The sequence below is a fragment of the Methanolobus sp. ZRKC5 genome (genome assembly GCF_038446525.1).
GTDB lineage: Archaea > Halobacteriota > Methanosarcinia > Methanosarcinales > Methanosarcinaceae > Methanolobus.
This window is the reverse complement of record NZ_CP151792.1, coordinates 1,129,120-1,144,810: the sequence shown is the minus strand read 5'-3', so window position 1 is coordinate 1,144,810 and position 15,691 is coordinate 1,129,120. Positions and strand designations below refer to the sequence as shown.

The following is a 15,691-nucleotide window of genomic DNA, read 5'->3' as shown; positions in this document are numbered from 1 at the left end:
TGACCTTTGAATCCATGGCGTAACATGTTTTAAAAAATGTGCATAAGTAAAATCGTTATTTACAAGTAAATGCCCTGCCGTAATGAAAAGCAAACTTTCGGGATCGGAGGATCTTTTACGGCAAGGAGATAATATTCACTTGTAATAACGAACGAATTCTTCAAATTGTTCATAATGACTGGCTCTTTCTACCAGGTTTTCGAAATATTCATCCATGTATTTCACCTCAGGTACTAGATTGTCATATGCATATATTAAGCAAAGGCAAGTAGGGTGAAAGTATTGGTTTAATCATCTGGGCAGATGATCTATCCTAGTGCTGCGGTAGTTTTTTTTCAAGAATGTTAATGACAGTGTTATACTCAACATTCTCTAAAAGAAGAGATTTTTTAGAATTATGCATACCATTAACAATGGAAATATCAGCTGACCTTAGTTGGAAAAGATCCACGAGGCTGGCTACAAGCTGTTCATTGGCCTTGCCTTTCTGGGCATTTTGTGACAAACGCACTTCTATGCGTTTTCTCCATAGATTATAGCCGCTTGGAACGCAAAGTTTTTTTGATCCAGGGGTAACTTCAATATCAATAATTACTCCTGCATCAACCTTTTTCAATGCATCCTCAAAAGACATTCATTGCACCATCAAATAATCAATTAACCTAAAACAGATAATGAGGATAGGATAATGCTGTCGTCTGACGCACTAACTCCGGGATATCATCCTATGGATTTTCCGCTGTCCATCCCAGTTTCCCTCGTGACAGGCTTTATCGCACTATCCAGTGTAGCGTATTGAGGTTGTCTGTACAATCACTGATAGGCTCTGCCATGTTCTCATGCAAGGACCTAACAATACGCACTTTTAATACAACGCGTGACGCATATAAAGGTGACGTCTTGAATCTCTACAAATACTTAGCAACGCTTATACTCTCTGCATTTTTCCACAAAACTCTTCACCGGGAAAGAAGCCGGATGCGCATGCATATAGCTTGCAAGTGCATTATGTTCAGTAAGTCCGTCCTTACCATCCACTATTCCTTTTCCTCTCTTCATTTCGTATGCAAGTTTTGCATCATTGTCGCAGTATGTCGCAGAATAATGGAATTCATGCCCTCTAATTGTTCCCCTGATAAAGTCTCCATTGGCGTGTCCCTCTGTATAACCCAGGGCCTGAAGTTTCTTTGTCAGCACAGTCTGTGCAGGGAGTACGTCTGCCATTTTGTGGACTGTTCCTTCTATCTCATATGATGTGGAAAGATACTGCAACCCACCACATTCTCCATAGATGGGTATCCCCTCGGCAGACAGATCTTTAAGGGATTTTGTGGTCTTTGATTTTTCAAGCTCTGAAATATAGAGTTCAGGATAGCCACCTCCAAAATACAATCCGTCAACTTCGGGAAGTTCGTTCTTCAAAGGACTGAAGAAAACTGGCTCAGCACCTTCTCTTCTAAAAGCATCGAACATTTCCTGGTAGTAGAAACAAAAAGCACTGTCATATGCAATACCAATTTTCACATCGGATTCTCTTTCTGTCTCTCCTGTATATTTGTCTGCATCAGATGCTGTTTCTGAAAGTGATATTATAGCATCAAGATCGATATTTTCCTCGATGAAAGATGCAAGTGATTCGGTATCGAAGTCCTGTTCATGTGCCATATAAAGTCCAAGATGGCGTGAAGGAACGGTCACATCCTTGTTACGTGGCAGGGTTCCTACAACAGGGATGTCAGGTATTGAATCAATTATCATCTGTGCATGTCTTGGGCTTCCAACCTTGTTCAGTATCACTCCGGCAATGTTCACATCCTTATCAAATTCTGAAAAACCCTTGACAATGGCTGCAGCACTTCTTGACATCCCGTGTACATTCACAATAAGTATGACTGGTATGTCTAGTGTTTTTGCAACGTGTGCGGAACTTGCGATCTCGGTTGCTCCCATTCCATCAAAAAGCCCCATTACTCCTTCAACAACGTTGATATCAGCATTTTCAGAGTGTTGTGAAAAAGTATTTTTCACTCCTTCTACCTGCATCATGAATGTATCCAAATTTCTTGAGGGCTTGCCGCAGATGGCTGTGTGGTATGTGGGATCGATATAATCGGGTCCAACCTTGAAAGGCTGTACTTCCATTTCTCTTCTCTTCAGGGCTGCCATAATGCCCATGGATACCGTTGTTTTTCCAACACCACTGTTTGTTCCTGCGAGTAACACCGCTTTTGTCATGGAGTTAATTGTGTACAGTTTCTATATATGTGTTATTCTTCCTGGTGTGTATTCAATATGTTTAAATAAATAACGTCTATCTAAGTACTATGTCTCCCGCAGGAAAAGGGGAAGTTCTCACAGACTCTTACGGTCGTACGGTCAGGAGTCTGAGGATGTCCATAACCGATCGTTGTAATCTTAATTGCATTTACTGCCATAACGAAGGTCATGTTGGCCACAGTCCTGAGATGTCCGTAGATACTATCGTCAACATTGTAGAGATCGGTTCGCAATTCGGGATAGATCGGTTGAAACTATCGGGAGGAGAGCCTCTTATAAGGAAAGATCTTGAAGAAGCACTTGTCCGTCTTCCTGATATGAAAGATGTATCCCTTACCACCAATGCCACTTTGTTAAGGGACAGGGCATCATCCCTTAAAGATGCGGGTCTTGACAGAGTGAACATAAGCCTTGATTCCCTTGATCCTGAAAAATATCGAGAGATAACCAATTGTACCAAATGTACATTTGACAAAGTCCTTGATGGCATCCACGAAGCAGTTGATGCAGGCCTTACTCCTGTTAAACTGAACATGGTCCTTTTGAAAGATTTCAATGACGATGAGATAAAAGATATGCTGGAATTCACTCGTAGTTACAATGGTGATGTGATACTGCAGTTAATCGAACTTATGGATTTCGGGGGTCTTCCTCAATACAAGATAGATGCTAATGAGGTGGAAAGGTCTTTGCTTTCTGTTTCCTCGGATGTCCAGGTTCGTGAATTACACAAGAGGAAAAAATATATCATTAATGGTGCAGAAGTTGAGTTTGTCAGACCGGTGGATAATACGGAATTTTGTGCAAACTGCAACAGACTGAGGGTCTCTGCAGATGGTAAGCTCAAACCATGCCTGCTGGTAAACGACAATCTGGTAGATGTCTCAAATGCCAGCAAAGATGAATTACCTGATCTTTTCAGGCTGGCAGTAAGCAGACGTGTGCCTTTTTGCAGGAACTTACAGGAGTTTTAAAAATGGAAGTTGAATTAATAGTAGATGGAAAAAATATCGAGATCAATCACTTTGTCAAGGCCATACTGGGCAACATGGTACTTGGTGCCGCCACAACCTTGCATGGTGTTGAAAAGGATAGCAAAGAGATCCTTATCAAAGTAAAGCAATAATTTCAGTTTTTTTCTTTTTATTTGGTAACTATTCAGCCTAACTGTTTTAATGATGCAAAAAACAATATACTATGGCTTCATTCTATGTGTTAAAAAATATTCAGTAAAATATCATAAAAAACGTCTATCAATCTGAGGGGATTTGTATAGACCGCGAAGAAATACTTGCAGTTTATGAAGCTGGTCCAGAAGCAGTAGTAGAACTTGTAACTCGATTACTTGGGATAATTGAACATCAATCTCTCCAAATTGCACAACTTGAAGAGCGTGTCAGGCATTTGGAAGAAATGCTTGAAAAGAATAGTCGCAACAGTAGCAAACCACCTTCTACTGATTCTTATGCACGGAATAAACCAACCGTTAAAAGTCAAAGAAAAAAGACCAATAAGCATGTAGGTGGTCAAAACGGTCATCCTGGTACTACATTAAGAATAAATGATGATCCGGATGAAGTTATTGTTCATCCTGTTAATCAATGCGTCAATTGTGGGAGATCGTTAGCTTCTGTTCCCTCTGACTATGAAAGAAGACAGGTCTTTGACATTCCTCCTATAACTATCAATTGCATTGAACATCGTTGCGAGATTAAAACATGTCCCAAATGTTCTCATGTAAACAAAGCTCTTTTTCCAGATGGTGTAACTCAGCCGACTCAATACGGTCATCGAGTTAAGTCATTTGCAGTTTATTTGCACACTTACCAATTACTTCCTTATCAGCGTGTTACCAAGTTGTTCTCTGATATTTTGGGATGCAAGATAAGTCCTGCTACTTTGGTGAACACGGAACGTAGTTGTTTTGAGAAGCTTGGAGCTTTTGAAAATACAGTGAAACATCTCCTGAAAGAATCTCCTGTCATCAATCTGGATGAAACAGGAATGAGAATAAATGCAGTTCGTAATTGGCTTCATGTGGCAGGTACAGACAAACTGACCTATTATTTTGCACATCGTAAAAGGGGCTCAGAAGCAATGGATGCTATGGGCATATTACCAGGTTACACTGGTGTTGCAACACATGATTTTTGGAAACCGTACAACAAATATGAATGTCAACATTCATTATGTAATGCACATTTATTACGAGAGTTAACTGGAGCTTCCGAAAACAGTGATCAACAGTGGACAAAGATAATGAGTGATCTCTTGATATGCATTAAACATCATGTTGATAATGATCTTTTAGATACTGAGCTAATTCAAAGGTTCAGTGAGGATTATGATCACATAACTTGTTTAGGAGTGAATGAAAATCCTCCTGATCCGGAATCAAATGTGCGGTCTAAAAAACGAGGACGTAAGAAGCAGACCACGGTAAAGAATTTGCTGGATAGGTTTATTGGCCATAAAGAGGATATCTTGCGATTTATGTACGACCAAAACGTTCCGTTTGATAACAATCAGGCTGAAAGAGAGATCAGAATGACGAAAGTACAGCAGAAGATATCAGGTACTTTCCGCAGTAAACAGGGTGCAAAAAATTTCTGCCGTATAAGAGGATACGTGTCTACTGTTAATAAGAATTCTGAATCTGTTATCGATGCAATTAGTGCAATATTTTATGGCAATTCATTTGTTCCAAAGTTGCAGAATTGATCGTGGATGAAGAAATCAGCTTGGTGGAAGTGAGCTAGGCTGAATAGTTACTTTATTTGTTTTAAAACCTGTTTTACAGCAGGTGCTCAATTTCTGAAAAGTCTATTGGGGAAGTTGCGTCAAGTGATATTGGTGTCACTGAGACGTTTCCATTCTGCATTATAGCATGGACATCGGTACCTTCTTCTTCGTCCTCGATCAATTCTCCTGCTATCCAGTAATATGGTCTTCCTCTGGGGTCATGTCGTTCTTCCACGTCGGTCTTGAAGAATTTCCTGGCAAGGCGTGTAATCTCTATCTCCGGGTCATTTTCAACAAGGTGTGGTATATTGACATTGAGCAAATCCACTTTATCGGGGAGTCCATGCTCCAGGACTTTCTTTGCTATCTTATTGACAACTTTTATGGCCACATCATAGTCGTGCTTGAATTCCCTGTTGTCGTCAAACTTGTCGCCTTCTTCCATAACCTGTATGGATGCAGCAATGGCTGGGATGTCATAACTCGCACCTTCCAATGCAGCACCTATTGTGCCTGATGTGGTTATTGTGTCTGTGCTAATGTTTTCTCCGATATTGAATCCAGAAAGAATGAGATCAGGCATTTGCTTCATGATTGAGAATATTCCAAGTATGACTGAATCAGTGGGTGTACCGGCAACAGCATTGACCTCAATTCCATTAATTGTGGTCTTTGTTATCCTGAGTGGTTCAAAAATAGATATTGAGCGGCCAACGCCACTCTGCTGCATCATAGGGGCAGAGACTGTTACATCTCCCAGGTCAGCAACACTTTTATGGGCAGCATGTATGCCTGTAGAATAAACACCGTCATCATTTGTGACTAATATCTTTTTTGACATGCTTACACCATTGTAAGCTCATGCCTTAAAATTAATGGATAAAAAAGTAGGTTTCAATGGGCGCATTCAAACGTTTGCATATATCCTGTCTTTCCGGCGTGTGGATGTAGCAAAGTTTTTCTGTTCACCCATGTCTGCAAGTGCTTTGATTTTTTCAAGTACTTCGATATTCGCACTCATTTCATCAAGATCGAGTATCATTTGAATTAGATTCTCGTTCTGTTCACTGGTAAGGCATGGACTGTCCTTTACTATTTCAAGCAGTATAGATGCATCATCGATTACCTGCGCCAGTATGGTCCTGTCCATATATTCTTTTGCAAGCTCAGAATCGCTGCTTTTAAGGGTTTCATTGAACTCATTCAGCTGTTCCTCGAATAATCCAACATCATAATGTGAACTTCTAAAGATTTTCTTGATATAATCTTCTCTGTACACATGCTTTGAATTTTTAAGAACTTTCAAAAATTTCCTGTAGTCCATTGTATTTCACCCTAAGACTGTATGTAGGTACCTGTTACCTCATTTCCGTGCGTTTATTCCCTCGACAGGCCCTACGAGTCTGATCAATTGAAAAGTTTTACTGGCTGAGACTTGCTTCACTTTCAAGATTGTATTTTACTGTCTCGTTGAGGAATGCCTTGTTCATAATGTAAGCTTGAGCGAACTGTCCGCCATTCACATCATATTCACTTTCTGTATCAATTCCAAAATCTTCTTCCATTTCATCGTTTATCGAATCGCAAAGATATACCTGAAGGTCGCCTCTGGCATCCATGAATACGGACGGTCTGACGCCTGTGTTGCTATACTCTTCTACAATCCCTCTAAATACTAATGACATATAACGCATTGATTCCATCGATCATCACCAATACCTCCTTCTTGTGACCATACACTTAAAGGTAATGTCGTGTTAATTCAAAAAATGTACAGGAATTAGTCATTCCATGTTCACAAACGGTTCTGATATCCTGGGTTTTTTGAATTAATCACTATCTGTTGGCATGGTGCTCTATGTATATTTATGCGGGTGTTTATATACTATAAGTAATAATGTATTTTTCAAATGTTATTGCTTTGATAAGAAATGTTTTTAATCATTGGGGCGATACTTGGAAGAATAAATTAGACTAAAAATGAATTAGATTAAAAACGAATTATACTTAAACAATCATCCAGTTGGAATATTTATGCTTGAAGACGAGTATCAACTTGATTTTTTTTCTGAGAACGGATTTGTTCGTAAACAGTGCTGCAAATGTGGAAGTCATTTCTGGACCCGTGATCTTGAAAGAGCAACATGTGGGGATGCTCCATGTGATCCATACTCTTTTATTGGCAATCCTGTTTTTAAGAAAAAGTTCGACCTTGCAGAAATGAGAGAATATTATCTTAATTTTTTCGAGGAAAGGAGTCACACAAGACTTGAAAGGTATCCTGTGGTAGCAAGGTGGAGGGATGACATATATCTGACAATTGCTTCGATTGCAGATTTTCAGCCATTCGTCACTTCGGGAGAAGTCCAGCCGCCGGCAAATCCATTAACGATCTCTCAGCCATGTATACGCCTGTCTGATCTTGATGCTGTGGGGCGAAGCGGTCGTCATTTGACAACCTTTGAAATGATGGCTCACCATGCTTTCAATAAGCAGGGAGATGAAATATACTGGAAGGACCGCACAATGGAGTTGTGTGATGAATTCCTTAATTCGCTTGGTGCCGATCCAATGGCCGTTACTTACAAAGAGGAACCATGGGCAGGCGGCGGCAATGCAGGGCCATGTGTCGAGGTGCTCATTGGTGGCCTTGAAGTTGGAACCCTTGTGTTCATGAACATGCAGCAGTCAGAAGATGGCGACATTGTGATCAAGGGTGAGAATTATCGCAAGATGGACAATTACATTGTGGACACAGGGTATGGTCTTGAAAGATTGGTGTGGGCATCAACTGGCTCACCTACAATATATGACGCAGTGTTTCCGGGCATAGTAAATGAACTCATGGATCTGGCCGGTGTTACACATGAACTTGATAACTCCGAATACAGCAACATCCTTTCCCAGAACGCCCGTCTGGCAGGTCTTATGGATGTAAGTGAAAAGGCCAATCTCTTCGAGCTAAGGAAACAGGTTGCCTCCAGTATCGGAACAACGGTTGAGAAACTATCATCTATTATGGAACCTGTTGAGAGTGTCTACGCTATAACTGATCACTCTCGCTGTCTCACATTCATGCTTGCAGATGGCATAATTCCTTCTAATGTGAAGGCAGGTTATCTTGCCAGGCTGGTACTTCGCCGGACTCTGAGGATGATGAAGGATATGGGAATATCCATTCCTCTGTCAGAAATAGTGAAAATGCACATTAACAACCTTCCTGAGTATCCTGAATTTCTGGAAAAATTCGATGTCATTGAGGATATCCTCTATTATGAGGAGCAGAAGTTTGCAGATACACTTGAACGTGGAAAACGTATGATCAAGAAGTCTGCCAAACATTACAAGGATGCAGGTGAAAAGATTCCTCTTGAAACTCTGGTTGAAATGTATGACAGCCATGGAATTCCTCCTGAGATTTCAAAAGAAGCAGCTTCTGAAGTTGGTGTGGATGTAGATCTTCCTGATAATTTCTACTCTCTTGTTGCTGAGGGACATAGCAAGGCAGAGGCAAAAGAGGTCAAGGTATTTCCTTATTCAGACAGGGTTGAAAAGCTGCCAATGACAAAGAAGTTGTTCTATGACGAGCCTACCAGAATGAACTTTGAGGCAGTGGTCATGGATATCTTTGATAATCATATTGTGCTTGATAGTACTCTCTTTTATCCTGAAGGTGGTGGACAGCCTGCAGACCATGGTGTCATCATTGTTGAGGATATTGTCCTTAACGTCATAGATGTACAGTCTGTTGGTGATGTAGTCGTACATATTATAGAGGACATGGAAGACGAACTCCACCTCAGAAAGGGTGACATGGTTCAAGGGGAAGTAAATGAAGAACGTCGTATGTCCCATGCATGTCATCACACCGCAACTCACATTGTCAATGATGCAGCACGTAAGGTCCTTGGTGACCATGTATGGCAGGCGGGAGCCCAGAAGTTCGTAAACAAAGCCCGGCTTGATATATCTCATTATAAGCGCATCTCTCAGGAAGAAATGGATCGTATAGAGTTAATTGCTAATCGTACCGTGATGGATAACCAGCGAGTGACTGCTGAATGGATGGAAAGGGTAGAAGCTGAGAAGAAATATGGCTTTGGTCTTTATCAGGGAGGCGTTCCGCCTGGAAATATTATTCGTGTCCTGAAAGTGGCCGATGATATAGAGGCATGTGGTGGTACTCACTGTGTTAGTACCGGACTTGTCGGTCCTATCAAGATGTTGAAGACCGAACGCATTCAGGATGGTGTGGAACGTATTGAGTATTCCGCAGGTCTTGCAGCAGTCAGGGCAATGCAGGAAATGGAGTCTTATCTAAGCCAGGCAGCTGAGGCTCTGCGCGTCAGGCCGGAACATCTTCCATCCACCATTGAACGTTTTTTCAATGAATGGAAGGAGTTCAAAAAAGAGAACCAGAGATTGAAAGACGAACTTGCGCATGTTCATGTCAGCCAGATGGCCAATGAAGCAGTAAATATAGGCAATATTCGTCTCGTGGCAAAGGTCATTCCAAACGTTGATATTGATGAACTCGTGAAGATTGCCGGTGAGCTGACTATAAACAAGGACATGGTCGTGCTTTTGGCCAGTGATTCTGCAGGTGTCAAGATCGTAGGTGCTGCAGGGGATGATGCACTGACAGCCGGAGCAAATGCTGGCAAGATTGTCAGGGAAATGTCAGGTGTAGTTGGTGGCGGCGGCGGCGGTAAGCCCGGTATGGCTCGTGGTGGCGGCATTGATGCCAGCAAGATAAATTCAGCTCTTGAAGCTGGCCGCAATATGCTTGCAGAACAGATCAGCAATTGATATAGCAATAAGTATGAGGAATTGAAATGATACCTGGTGAGGTCGAGGAGTTCTTTTCATCCCAGTTTGGCAAGTCTCTTCTTGTAAAAGGGAAACCTGGTACAGGAAAGACAACTTTTGTCTTTGGCATACTCGATGAGGTTTGTTCAGAGGGCAATTGCATCTATATATCGCCACGTATCGATAAATCCTCAGAGTATGGGAAATATCCCTGGATAGAGGGCGATTTCAACAACAATGAGGATTTCATCAGGATGCTTGCATCCCGCATAAAAGTGATATGGGAATCCAGTGAAACAAAACCAATCATAGTTGTGGATTCTATTGATTCATTAAGTATTGCCACAACACGATCTGCAAACTGGGAAGATAACAAGTTCGAACTTGAACGTTTGCTATTTGATTTTTCCAGAAAGGTAAATGCAGATCTCATTATGATTACCGAGCAAACGGGTGTAACTTCTCTTGATTATCTGGTAGATGGTGTAGTTTCCCTTGAAATAATTGATATATCAGATAATGACCTCCGAAAAGTCAATTTGCTGAAGATACGTGGTGTGGAACTGTCCCAATCAAGATATCCTTTTACTCTTGATGGTGGTAAGTTCAATAGCTTTGAACCATTCACGGTATCGTATCCCGAACAAACGCAGGTTCCAAAACCTTTCCCCGACCCTATTGAAAGTAAGATCTCGACTGGTATTCGTGATTTTGATGAGATATTGGGGGGCGGTTATCAGAAAGGAAGTTTTAATCTTTTTGAGATCACAAGCGGTGTGGGTGATTCTTTTTACAGTTTACTTTTACCAACCTTCATCAATCACCTGAACATGGGTCGCGGACTTCTAAGTATGCCTACGGAAGGTACAAGTGTTGAAACTGAAAAACGTATGATAGTCTCTTTTACAGGTGATAATCACTTCCAGGGCCAGTTCGTTGGATTTGAAATTCGTGACCTGAAAGGAAGAATGCCTGCATACATTGCACCATTTTCGGGGAACGTTTTCAAAGACATGGATACATTCCATAAAGCTAAGAATGACATGATGCGGCAGTATGGTTCGCCTATTCTTGATTATATTGGTCTTGATAGCATGGAATACAACTATGGATGGGAGAATATTGGTTCTATAATCGGTCAAATGGCATCCATTACAAAGACCACTGAGAATGTCGTCCTTGCAGTTACAAAACACGGACAAAGGATAAGTGAAACAGTGGCACATATGGCCACAACTCATTGGAAATTTGAAAACGTTGACAAGACTCTTGTTGTTTATGGGGTCGTACCTAAAACCGGTATTTTTGCGGTCCAGATGGAATTCGTTCAAGGATATCCTCAGGTTCGTTTAATTCCTATGAAATGAATATTTTAGTACGGCAAGTACATTTTTTGCCCAAACATTAATAAGAAAATAAAACTAATAATATTTACTAAACAAAATTAAAAGGTACTTGTCAATGAATGTTCAAACGCAGGAAATCCTTTCAACCCTCAGGCAGGAATTGTCCAACAAGAATGCATTATTCTTTGCTCCAGTTGACAGTTTCATAGAGCGCCTGGTGTATTTTTATGTATCGAATATACTAAGGGAAGATACTGACCGGACACTAGTCTGGTTGTGTCTGAATGCTTCCCGGGATAAGATATTTAATCGGTTTGAGGATTTTGGCTTTGATCTTGAGCCAAGCAGCAGGATGTTCTTCATTGACATCGATGCTCCCGGTAAACAGCATTATGAAGATACTTTTTATTGCAGTTCAGTAGCCGACTATACAAAAATGGCTTCACATATATCTAACATCTTTCAAAATAATTCGCGCACCCTGCTTATCATAGACAATATGAATGTGCTGGCAAGCGACACAATGCAGGTAGTCGAGAATTTTATTAAGTTCATCGAAAAGAAAGTAGCTGAAAATAATGGAAGCATTCTCTCCATGCTTTCCAAGAACATTCTGCCATCTGAAACAGAAGTCCTTATAAAATCATTCTTTGATGTGGTCATTGAGATTAGTAATGTGGGTGAGATACACACGGAGATTGGTTTGAAGGATTTTGATTTCCGATACTCGGTTGGGGACGGTTCTATTGAATTCGAACCGATGCAGAAGAAGATCAGACGGGAAAGACTCAAGATTCTCATTGTCGATGATGAACCGGATATCCCGGAATTGTTGAAACTTTCTCTTATAAGTGAACCCTATGATTTCTTAGTGGCGCACAATGGGGAAGAAGCTATAGAGCTTACCCTCAAAGAACTTCCTGACCTTATCCTTCTTGATATCATGATGCCTGATATGGATGGTTACGAGGTTGTGGAGAATCTTAAATTAAGTAAAGCTGCAAGTGATATTCCTGTAATAATGATCTCTGCTAAGACAGCCATTGAGGATAAAGTAAAGGGAATGGAACTTGGTATTGATGATTACATTGCCAAACCATTCGATAAACGCGAGGTCAAAGCAAGAATAAAGATGGTTATGAGACGTCTGGGTTGGGTTGAAGAGGAATAACTATATATTGGCTACATATATATAATTTGATGATAATATTATAATTAATTCTTTTCAGGAGCTGTTAATTAATTATGTGTCCCAAAATTATGGTTGTAGATGATGAAGAAGATACCATAGACCTTGTAAAATTGATTCTGGAATCTGAAATGATAGAAGTTATCGGGGCAAAAAGTGGTTTTGAATGTCTTGAGTCCATTGATAAGGAAAGACCTGACGCTATTTTGCTTGACATCATGATGCCTGACATGAATGGATGGGAAACTTTCCACAAGATAAAAGAAAAAGAGCCATCTTTGCCTGTAGCCATGCTTACTGTGAAGAGCCAGGAATTCGATAAGATGCTTGGCTTGCATGTGTTAAAAGCAGATGACTATATAACCAAACCTTTTAGCAGGAAGGAACTCATAAAGAGAACGAGGGAACTTCTGGAAATGAAACTTCAATGATGCAACACTTCACAAATGATAGCATCATTTTTCCTTAGAAAAAGATGAGCTTTCCTTTCACCATTCAGTTCCTTTTCCAGATCATTACGTGCTTCCCAGTATCTTTCAGGTTCTATTGATGCCCTGATGATTACCTTTCCAAAAGAGTTCTGCTTCAGGTATGAGTTTATCTTCGTGGTATTGAATTCCATTACCTGCAATACTTTGTAGCTGTTTTTGAACAACTTAGATTCTAATGGAATATCAGAGCTTATTAATACTCTTTTATCATCGATCTCGAATATGCTAATGTCAGCCTTCTTCTTAAAAGAAATCGCCAGTTGGTCAAGAATACCTGCTTTTGTAACACATTCTTCTGGTTCATATGCGTAGGTTCCGGGTTTATCCGTCCTATTGGCATTTATTGTTTCGCCATCTTTCCTAATAATTGTGCTACCAGGTAGCGCAATAGCAGAAACATCAGCTTTTTTCAGTTCACCAAAGTATAAATTCAAACGATTAAGTTTGCCATCAAGGGACATGTATTCCTTTTCACAATCATAAGCTATTTTTTCAGGTGTGATCTGGGGTGGTGCCTCAAAAGCAAAATTCAAAGTTTTATCGGCATATGCTTTCATTACTTCCGGAATGGGTGGGCTCAGGTTATCGATGTTTCTTTCTTTTTCCGTAGGGGGTCTGGCAGGATCTGAGAATACCACATCAAGAGTTGGTAAGGCTGCTATTACATCTGTTGCAAGGGCATCTCCGGTTATGAACTCTATGTTACTGATGCCCATTAACTCAGCATTCTTTTTTGCGTAGGATATTTTTTTCTCATCAATCTCTATTGCATATACAAAATCGCAGTATTTCGCAAAGTAGAGTGCCTGTCCTCCGATACCGCAACTTATATCCGCTATCACTTTGCATTGCAATCTCTTTGCCCTATACTCCGCAACAGGCTCAGGAGTTGCGAATCTAATGCCATCCTTATCGGATATCATTTTTGTCTTGAATTGTTTTTTGCGTGCCAAATATATCAGGTATGTAATGTCTCATAAATGATTTAAAATCATCTGCACACATTTTCTATAATATTGAAATCAAGTATTATTCAAAATTTATATATAATATTGATGGTATATTGAGTATCATATACATATCTCTGTCATTATATTAATTATTACTAGTGAAATCATGGCCGGATTTAGCGATAAGATAAAAAAGATAACTTCTGTTCTCTCCAAGAAGGATAAAAAAAAGGGAGCTGATTCTCCATTTGATTCAGACGCCCCTTCTTTTCTACAGGGTACTCCAGATCTTGGTTCTATTCCTGATCTATCGGCAGGATTGCCACCGGTACCCCCTGGCGTAAATGCTCCGGATATTTCTGGAAATCCTCCATTTCCTCATGGCATGGCTCCACCGGGGGGTATGCCTCAACAAGTGCCTCAGCAATCATCTGTAAGCGATGAAATGCTAGAGGAAAACCGGAAAAAAATAAAAGATGTTGAGAGTAAGGTTTCAAAATCAGATGTCACTTTGAATATGGTTAAGAGGGAAAATGAAGAGATCAAAAAGACTGTTGATAAGATAGACCAGAGTGTTCTTGAATTACTTTCCTTATACGAGATAGTGTCCAATCAGGTCAATCCTTTTGTAGGGGATGATGTTGCTTCTCGTGCTACCATAGAGAGATTTGAGAAAACAGATAATAGGATCACTGAAATGGGTGACATGCTGGTCCTGATGAAAAACGATTTTGATGCCGCATCTCTGAAAATGAGTGTGCCCCAGGGTGTCTCACCAGAAGCAGATTCCAGGATGCAGAACTTTGAATCGAAGATGGACGCATTTGCAGATGCAATGGTTATGATGCATGAAGGCATTGAAAAGTTATCTTCCAGAACAGAAGAACTATTTTCCAGAACCGGTACCCTTGACCAGAATATAGTTGACCTGGCTGAAACAACTGCCAATATATCTTCTCGCCTTGATACGCTTGAGAATAAATCTTCATCAACTAATAATGTAACTCTGGTGGAAAATGCACTTTCTATAGATGGAGAAAATGAACACGTAGCAGAAGGCGGAGTTACAGAAGATGGAGTTGCAGTAGTTTCAAATAAGGTCTCGAGTTCTGTGGTAAGGCTTGAATCTATCAAAGGTGATCCTACAAGTGTCGTTGTTCTGCTTAACTGGATCGAGTTTTTAATGGAGCGTGTAGGGAGGAATAACCTGATGGATGCTCTTGATTATTACATGGATATCGGGTGGATAAGTGAGAATGTTATGTCAGAGATTATGGCTTATGCACGTGGTATTGATTATTATGTGGAAAAGCCCACATGGCGACTTCTTCCGGAAGATCATACAAAATCCCTGCTATTCATAGAAAGGCTATCCGGCCGTAAGATAGACAGGAACATGCTAAGTTCCATAGATAGGGAAATGGCAAAAGTGAAACACGGTCTGGAGGAACTCTATGGGATTTGAGCTACCAGTCATAGCAATTATTTTTTTCATATCTGCAGTGCTGCTGGGAACCTTTTCTTATACAATGCTAGGTACTTCCAATGAAATACTTGATGATGCTTCGGCAGAGCAATATCAAATGCAGCGGAATCTTCTGCAAACTGACATCGAGGTGGAATACTCCACGGCTGATAGTTTTGCAGGCAACTATAATTTAACTGTAACTCTCTCTAACACCGGCAGTGAGACTCTTCATTTTGATAAGTTGAATGTACTGGTGGATGGAAATCTGGAATCTTATACATATAGTGATATTGCAGCTACATGGACTCCTGCTGAAACGAGGAACCTGACAATAACAGAACTCTCCGGTCTGGGAATTCATCGTGTTAAAGTTGTAACAGAAAATGGTATTTCGGCCTATGATTCATATTTGGTTTGAT

General features: G+C 40.5%; 15 protein-coding genes. 9 read left to right on the top strand and 6 right to left on the bottom strand.

Features of this window, described 5'->3' with window-relative positions; all coding sequences use genetic code 11:
• Positions 1–313 precede the first annotated feature (313 nt).
• Together WN948_RS05425 and WN948_RS05420 are read right to left on the bottom strand one after the other, a co-directional pair.
• Entirely contained in the window at positions 314–634 is a 321-nt protein-coding gene (locus WN948_RS05425) for a DUF167 family protein (RefSeq protein WP_342305984.1), read from the bottom strand.
• A 284-nt stretch (positions 635–918) separates the two neighbouring features.
• Positions 919–2,235, bottom strand: coding sequence for a cobyrinate a,c-diamide synthase (locus WN948_RS05420; protein WP_342305983.1), 1,317 nt, complete (start codon positions 2,233–2,235; stop codon positions 919–921).
• Positions 2,236–2,324: 89 nt separating this feature from the next.
• On the opposite strand from WN948_RS05420, the gene moaA reads away from it, so the two are divergent.
• The 3 genes from moaA to WN948_RS05405 all read left to right on the top strand — a co-directional run bounded on the left by moaA (position 2,325) and on the right by WN948_RS05405 (position 4,998).
• A complete protein-coding gene (gene moaA, locus WN948_RS05415; protein WP_342305982.1) occupies positions 2,325–3,251 on the top strand; it encodes a GTP 3',8-cyclase MoaA in 927 nt (308 codons plus the stop codon).
• 2 nt (positions 3,252–3,253) lie between these two features.
• Positions 3,254–3,403, top strand: coding sequence for a hypothetical protein (locus tag WN948_RS05410; RefSeq protein WP_342305981.1), 150 nt, complete (start codon positions 3,254–3,256; stop codon positions 3,401–3,403).
• Positions 3,404–3,543: 140 nt separating this feature from the next.
• Entirely contained in the window at positions 3,544–4,998 is a 1,455-nt protein-coding gene (locus WN948_RS05405) for an IS66 family transposase (RefSeq protein ID WP_342306400.1), read from the top strand.
• A gap of 73 nt (positions 4,999–5,071) precedes the next feature.
• Here the strand turns inward: WN948_RS05405 and surE are convergent, their stop codons facing one another.
• The 3 genes from surE to WN948_RS05390 all read right to left on the bottom strand — a co-directional run bounded on the left by surE (position 5,072) and on the right by WN948_RS05390 (position 6,722).
• A complete protein-coding gene (gene surE / locus WN948_RS05400) occupies positions 5,072–5,860 on the bottom strand; it encodes a 5'/3'-nucleotidase SurE (protein WP_342305980.1) in 789 nt (262 codons plus the stop codon).
• 66 nt (positions 5,861–5,926) lie between these two features.
• The gene (locus tag WN948_RS05395; protein WP_342305979.1) at positions 5,927–6,343 is read right to left on the bottom strand and encodes a hypothetical protein; all 417 of its coding nucleotides are present in this window, start codon (positions 6,341–6,343) and stop codon (positions 5,927–5,929) included.
• Between the two features lie 97 nt (positions 6,344–6,440).
• Positions 6,441–6,722, bottom strand: coding sequence for a hypothetical protein (locus tag WN948_RS05390; protein WP_342305978.1), 282 nt, complete (start codon positions 6,720–6,722; stop codon positions 6,441–6,443).
• A 331-nt stretch (positions 6,723–7,053) separates the two neighbouring features.
• On the opposite strand from WN948_RS05390, the gene alaS reads away from it, so the two are divergent.
• The 4 genes from alaS (at position 7,054) to WN948_RS05370 (ending at position 12,794) form a co-directional block, all read left to right on the top strand.
• Positions 7,054–9,828 (top strand): alanine--tRNA ligase, encoded by a 2,775-nt coding sequence (gene alaS, locus WN948_RS05385; RefSeq protein WP_342305977.1) that lies wholly within the window; start codon positions 7,054–7,056, stop codon positions 9,826–9,828.
• Between the two features lie 26 nt (positions 9,829–9,854).
• A complete protein-coding gene (gvpD, locus tag WN948_RS05380; protein WP_342305976.1) occupies positions 9,855–11,195 on the top strand; it encodes a gas vesicle protein GvpD P-loop domain-containing protein in 1,341 nt (446 codons plus the stop codon).
• Positions 11,196–11,289: 94 nt separating this feature from the next.
• The gene (locus WN948_RS05375; RefSeq protein WP_342305975.1) at positions 11,290–12,345 is read left to right on the top strand and encodes a response regulator; all 1,056 of its coding nucleotides are present in this window, start codon (positions 11,290–11,292) and stop codon (positions 12,343–12,345) included.
• Between the two features lie 74 nt (positions 12,346–12,419).
• Positions 12,420–12,794, top strand: coding sequence for a response regulator (locus tag WN948_RS05370; RefSeq protein WP_342305974.1), 375 nt, complete (start codon positions 12,420–12,422; stop codon positions 12,792–12,794).
• Here the strand turns inward: WN948_RS05370 and WN948_RS05365 are convergent.
• Positions 12,788–13,807 (bottom strand): methyltransferase domain-containing protein, encoded by a 1,020-nt coding sequence (locus WN948_RS05365; protein ID WP_342305973.1) that lies wholly within the window; start codon positions 13,805–13,807, stop codon positions 12,788–12,790. The two genes, WN948_RS05370 and WN948_RS05365, sit on opposite strands and share 7 nt — an antisense overlap.
• Before the next feature lie 163 nt (positions 13,808–13,970).
• Between WN948_RS05365 and WN948_RS05360 the strand changes: the two genes are divergently transcribed.
• Together WN948_RS05360 and WN948_RS05355 are read left to right on the top strand one after the other, a co-directional pair.
• A complete protein-coding gene (locus tag WN948_RS05360) occupies positions 13,971–15,269 on the top strand; it encodes a FlaD/FlaE family flagellar protein (RefSeq protein WP_342305972.1) in 1,299 nt (432 codons plus the stop codon).
• Complete coding sequence (locus WN948_RS05355; RefSeq protein WP_342305971.1) at positions 15,259–15,690, top strand: hypothetical protein; 432 nt, start codon at positions 15,259–15,261, stop codon at positions 15,688–15,690. The genes WN948_RS05360 and WN948_RS05355 overlap by 11 nt, the downstream gene beginning before the upstream one ends.
• Position 15,691: the final 1 nt, after the last annotated feature.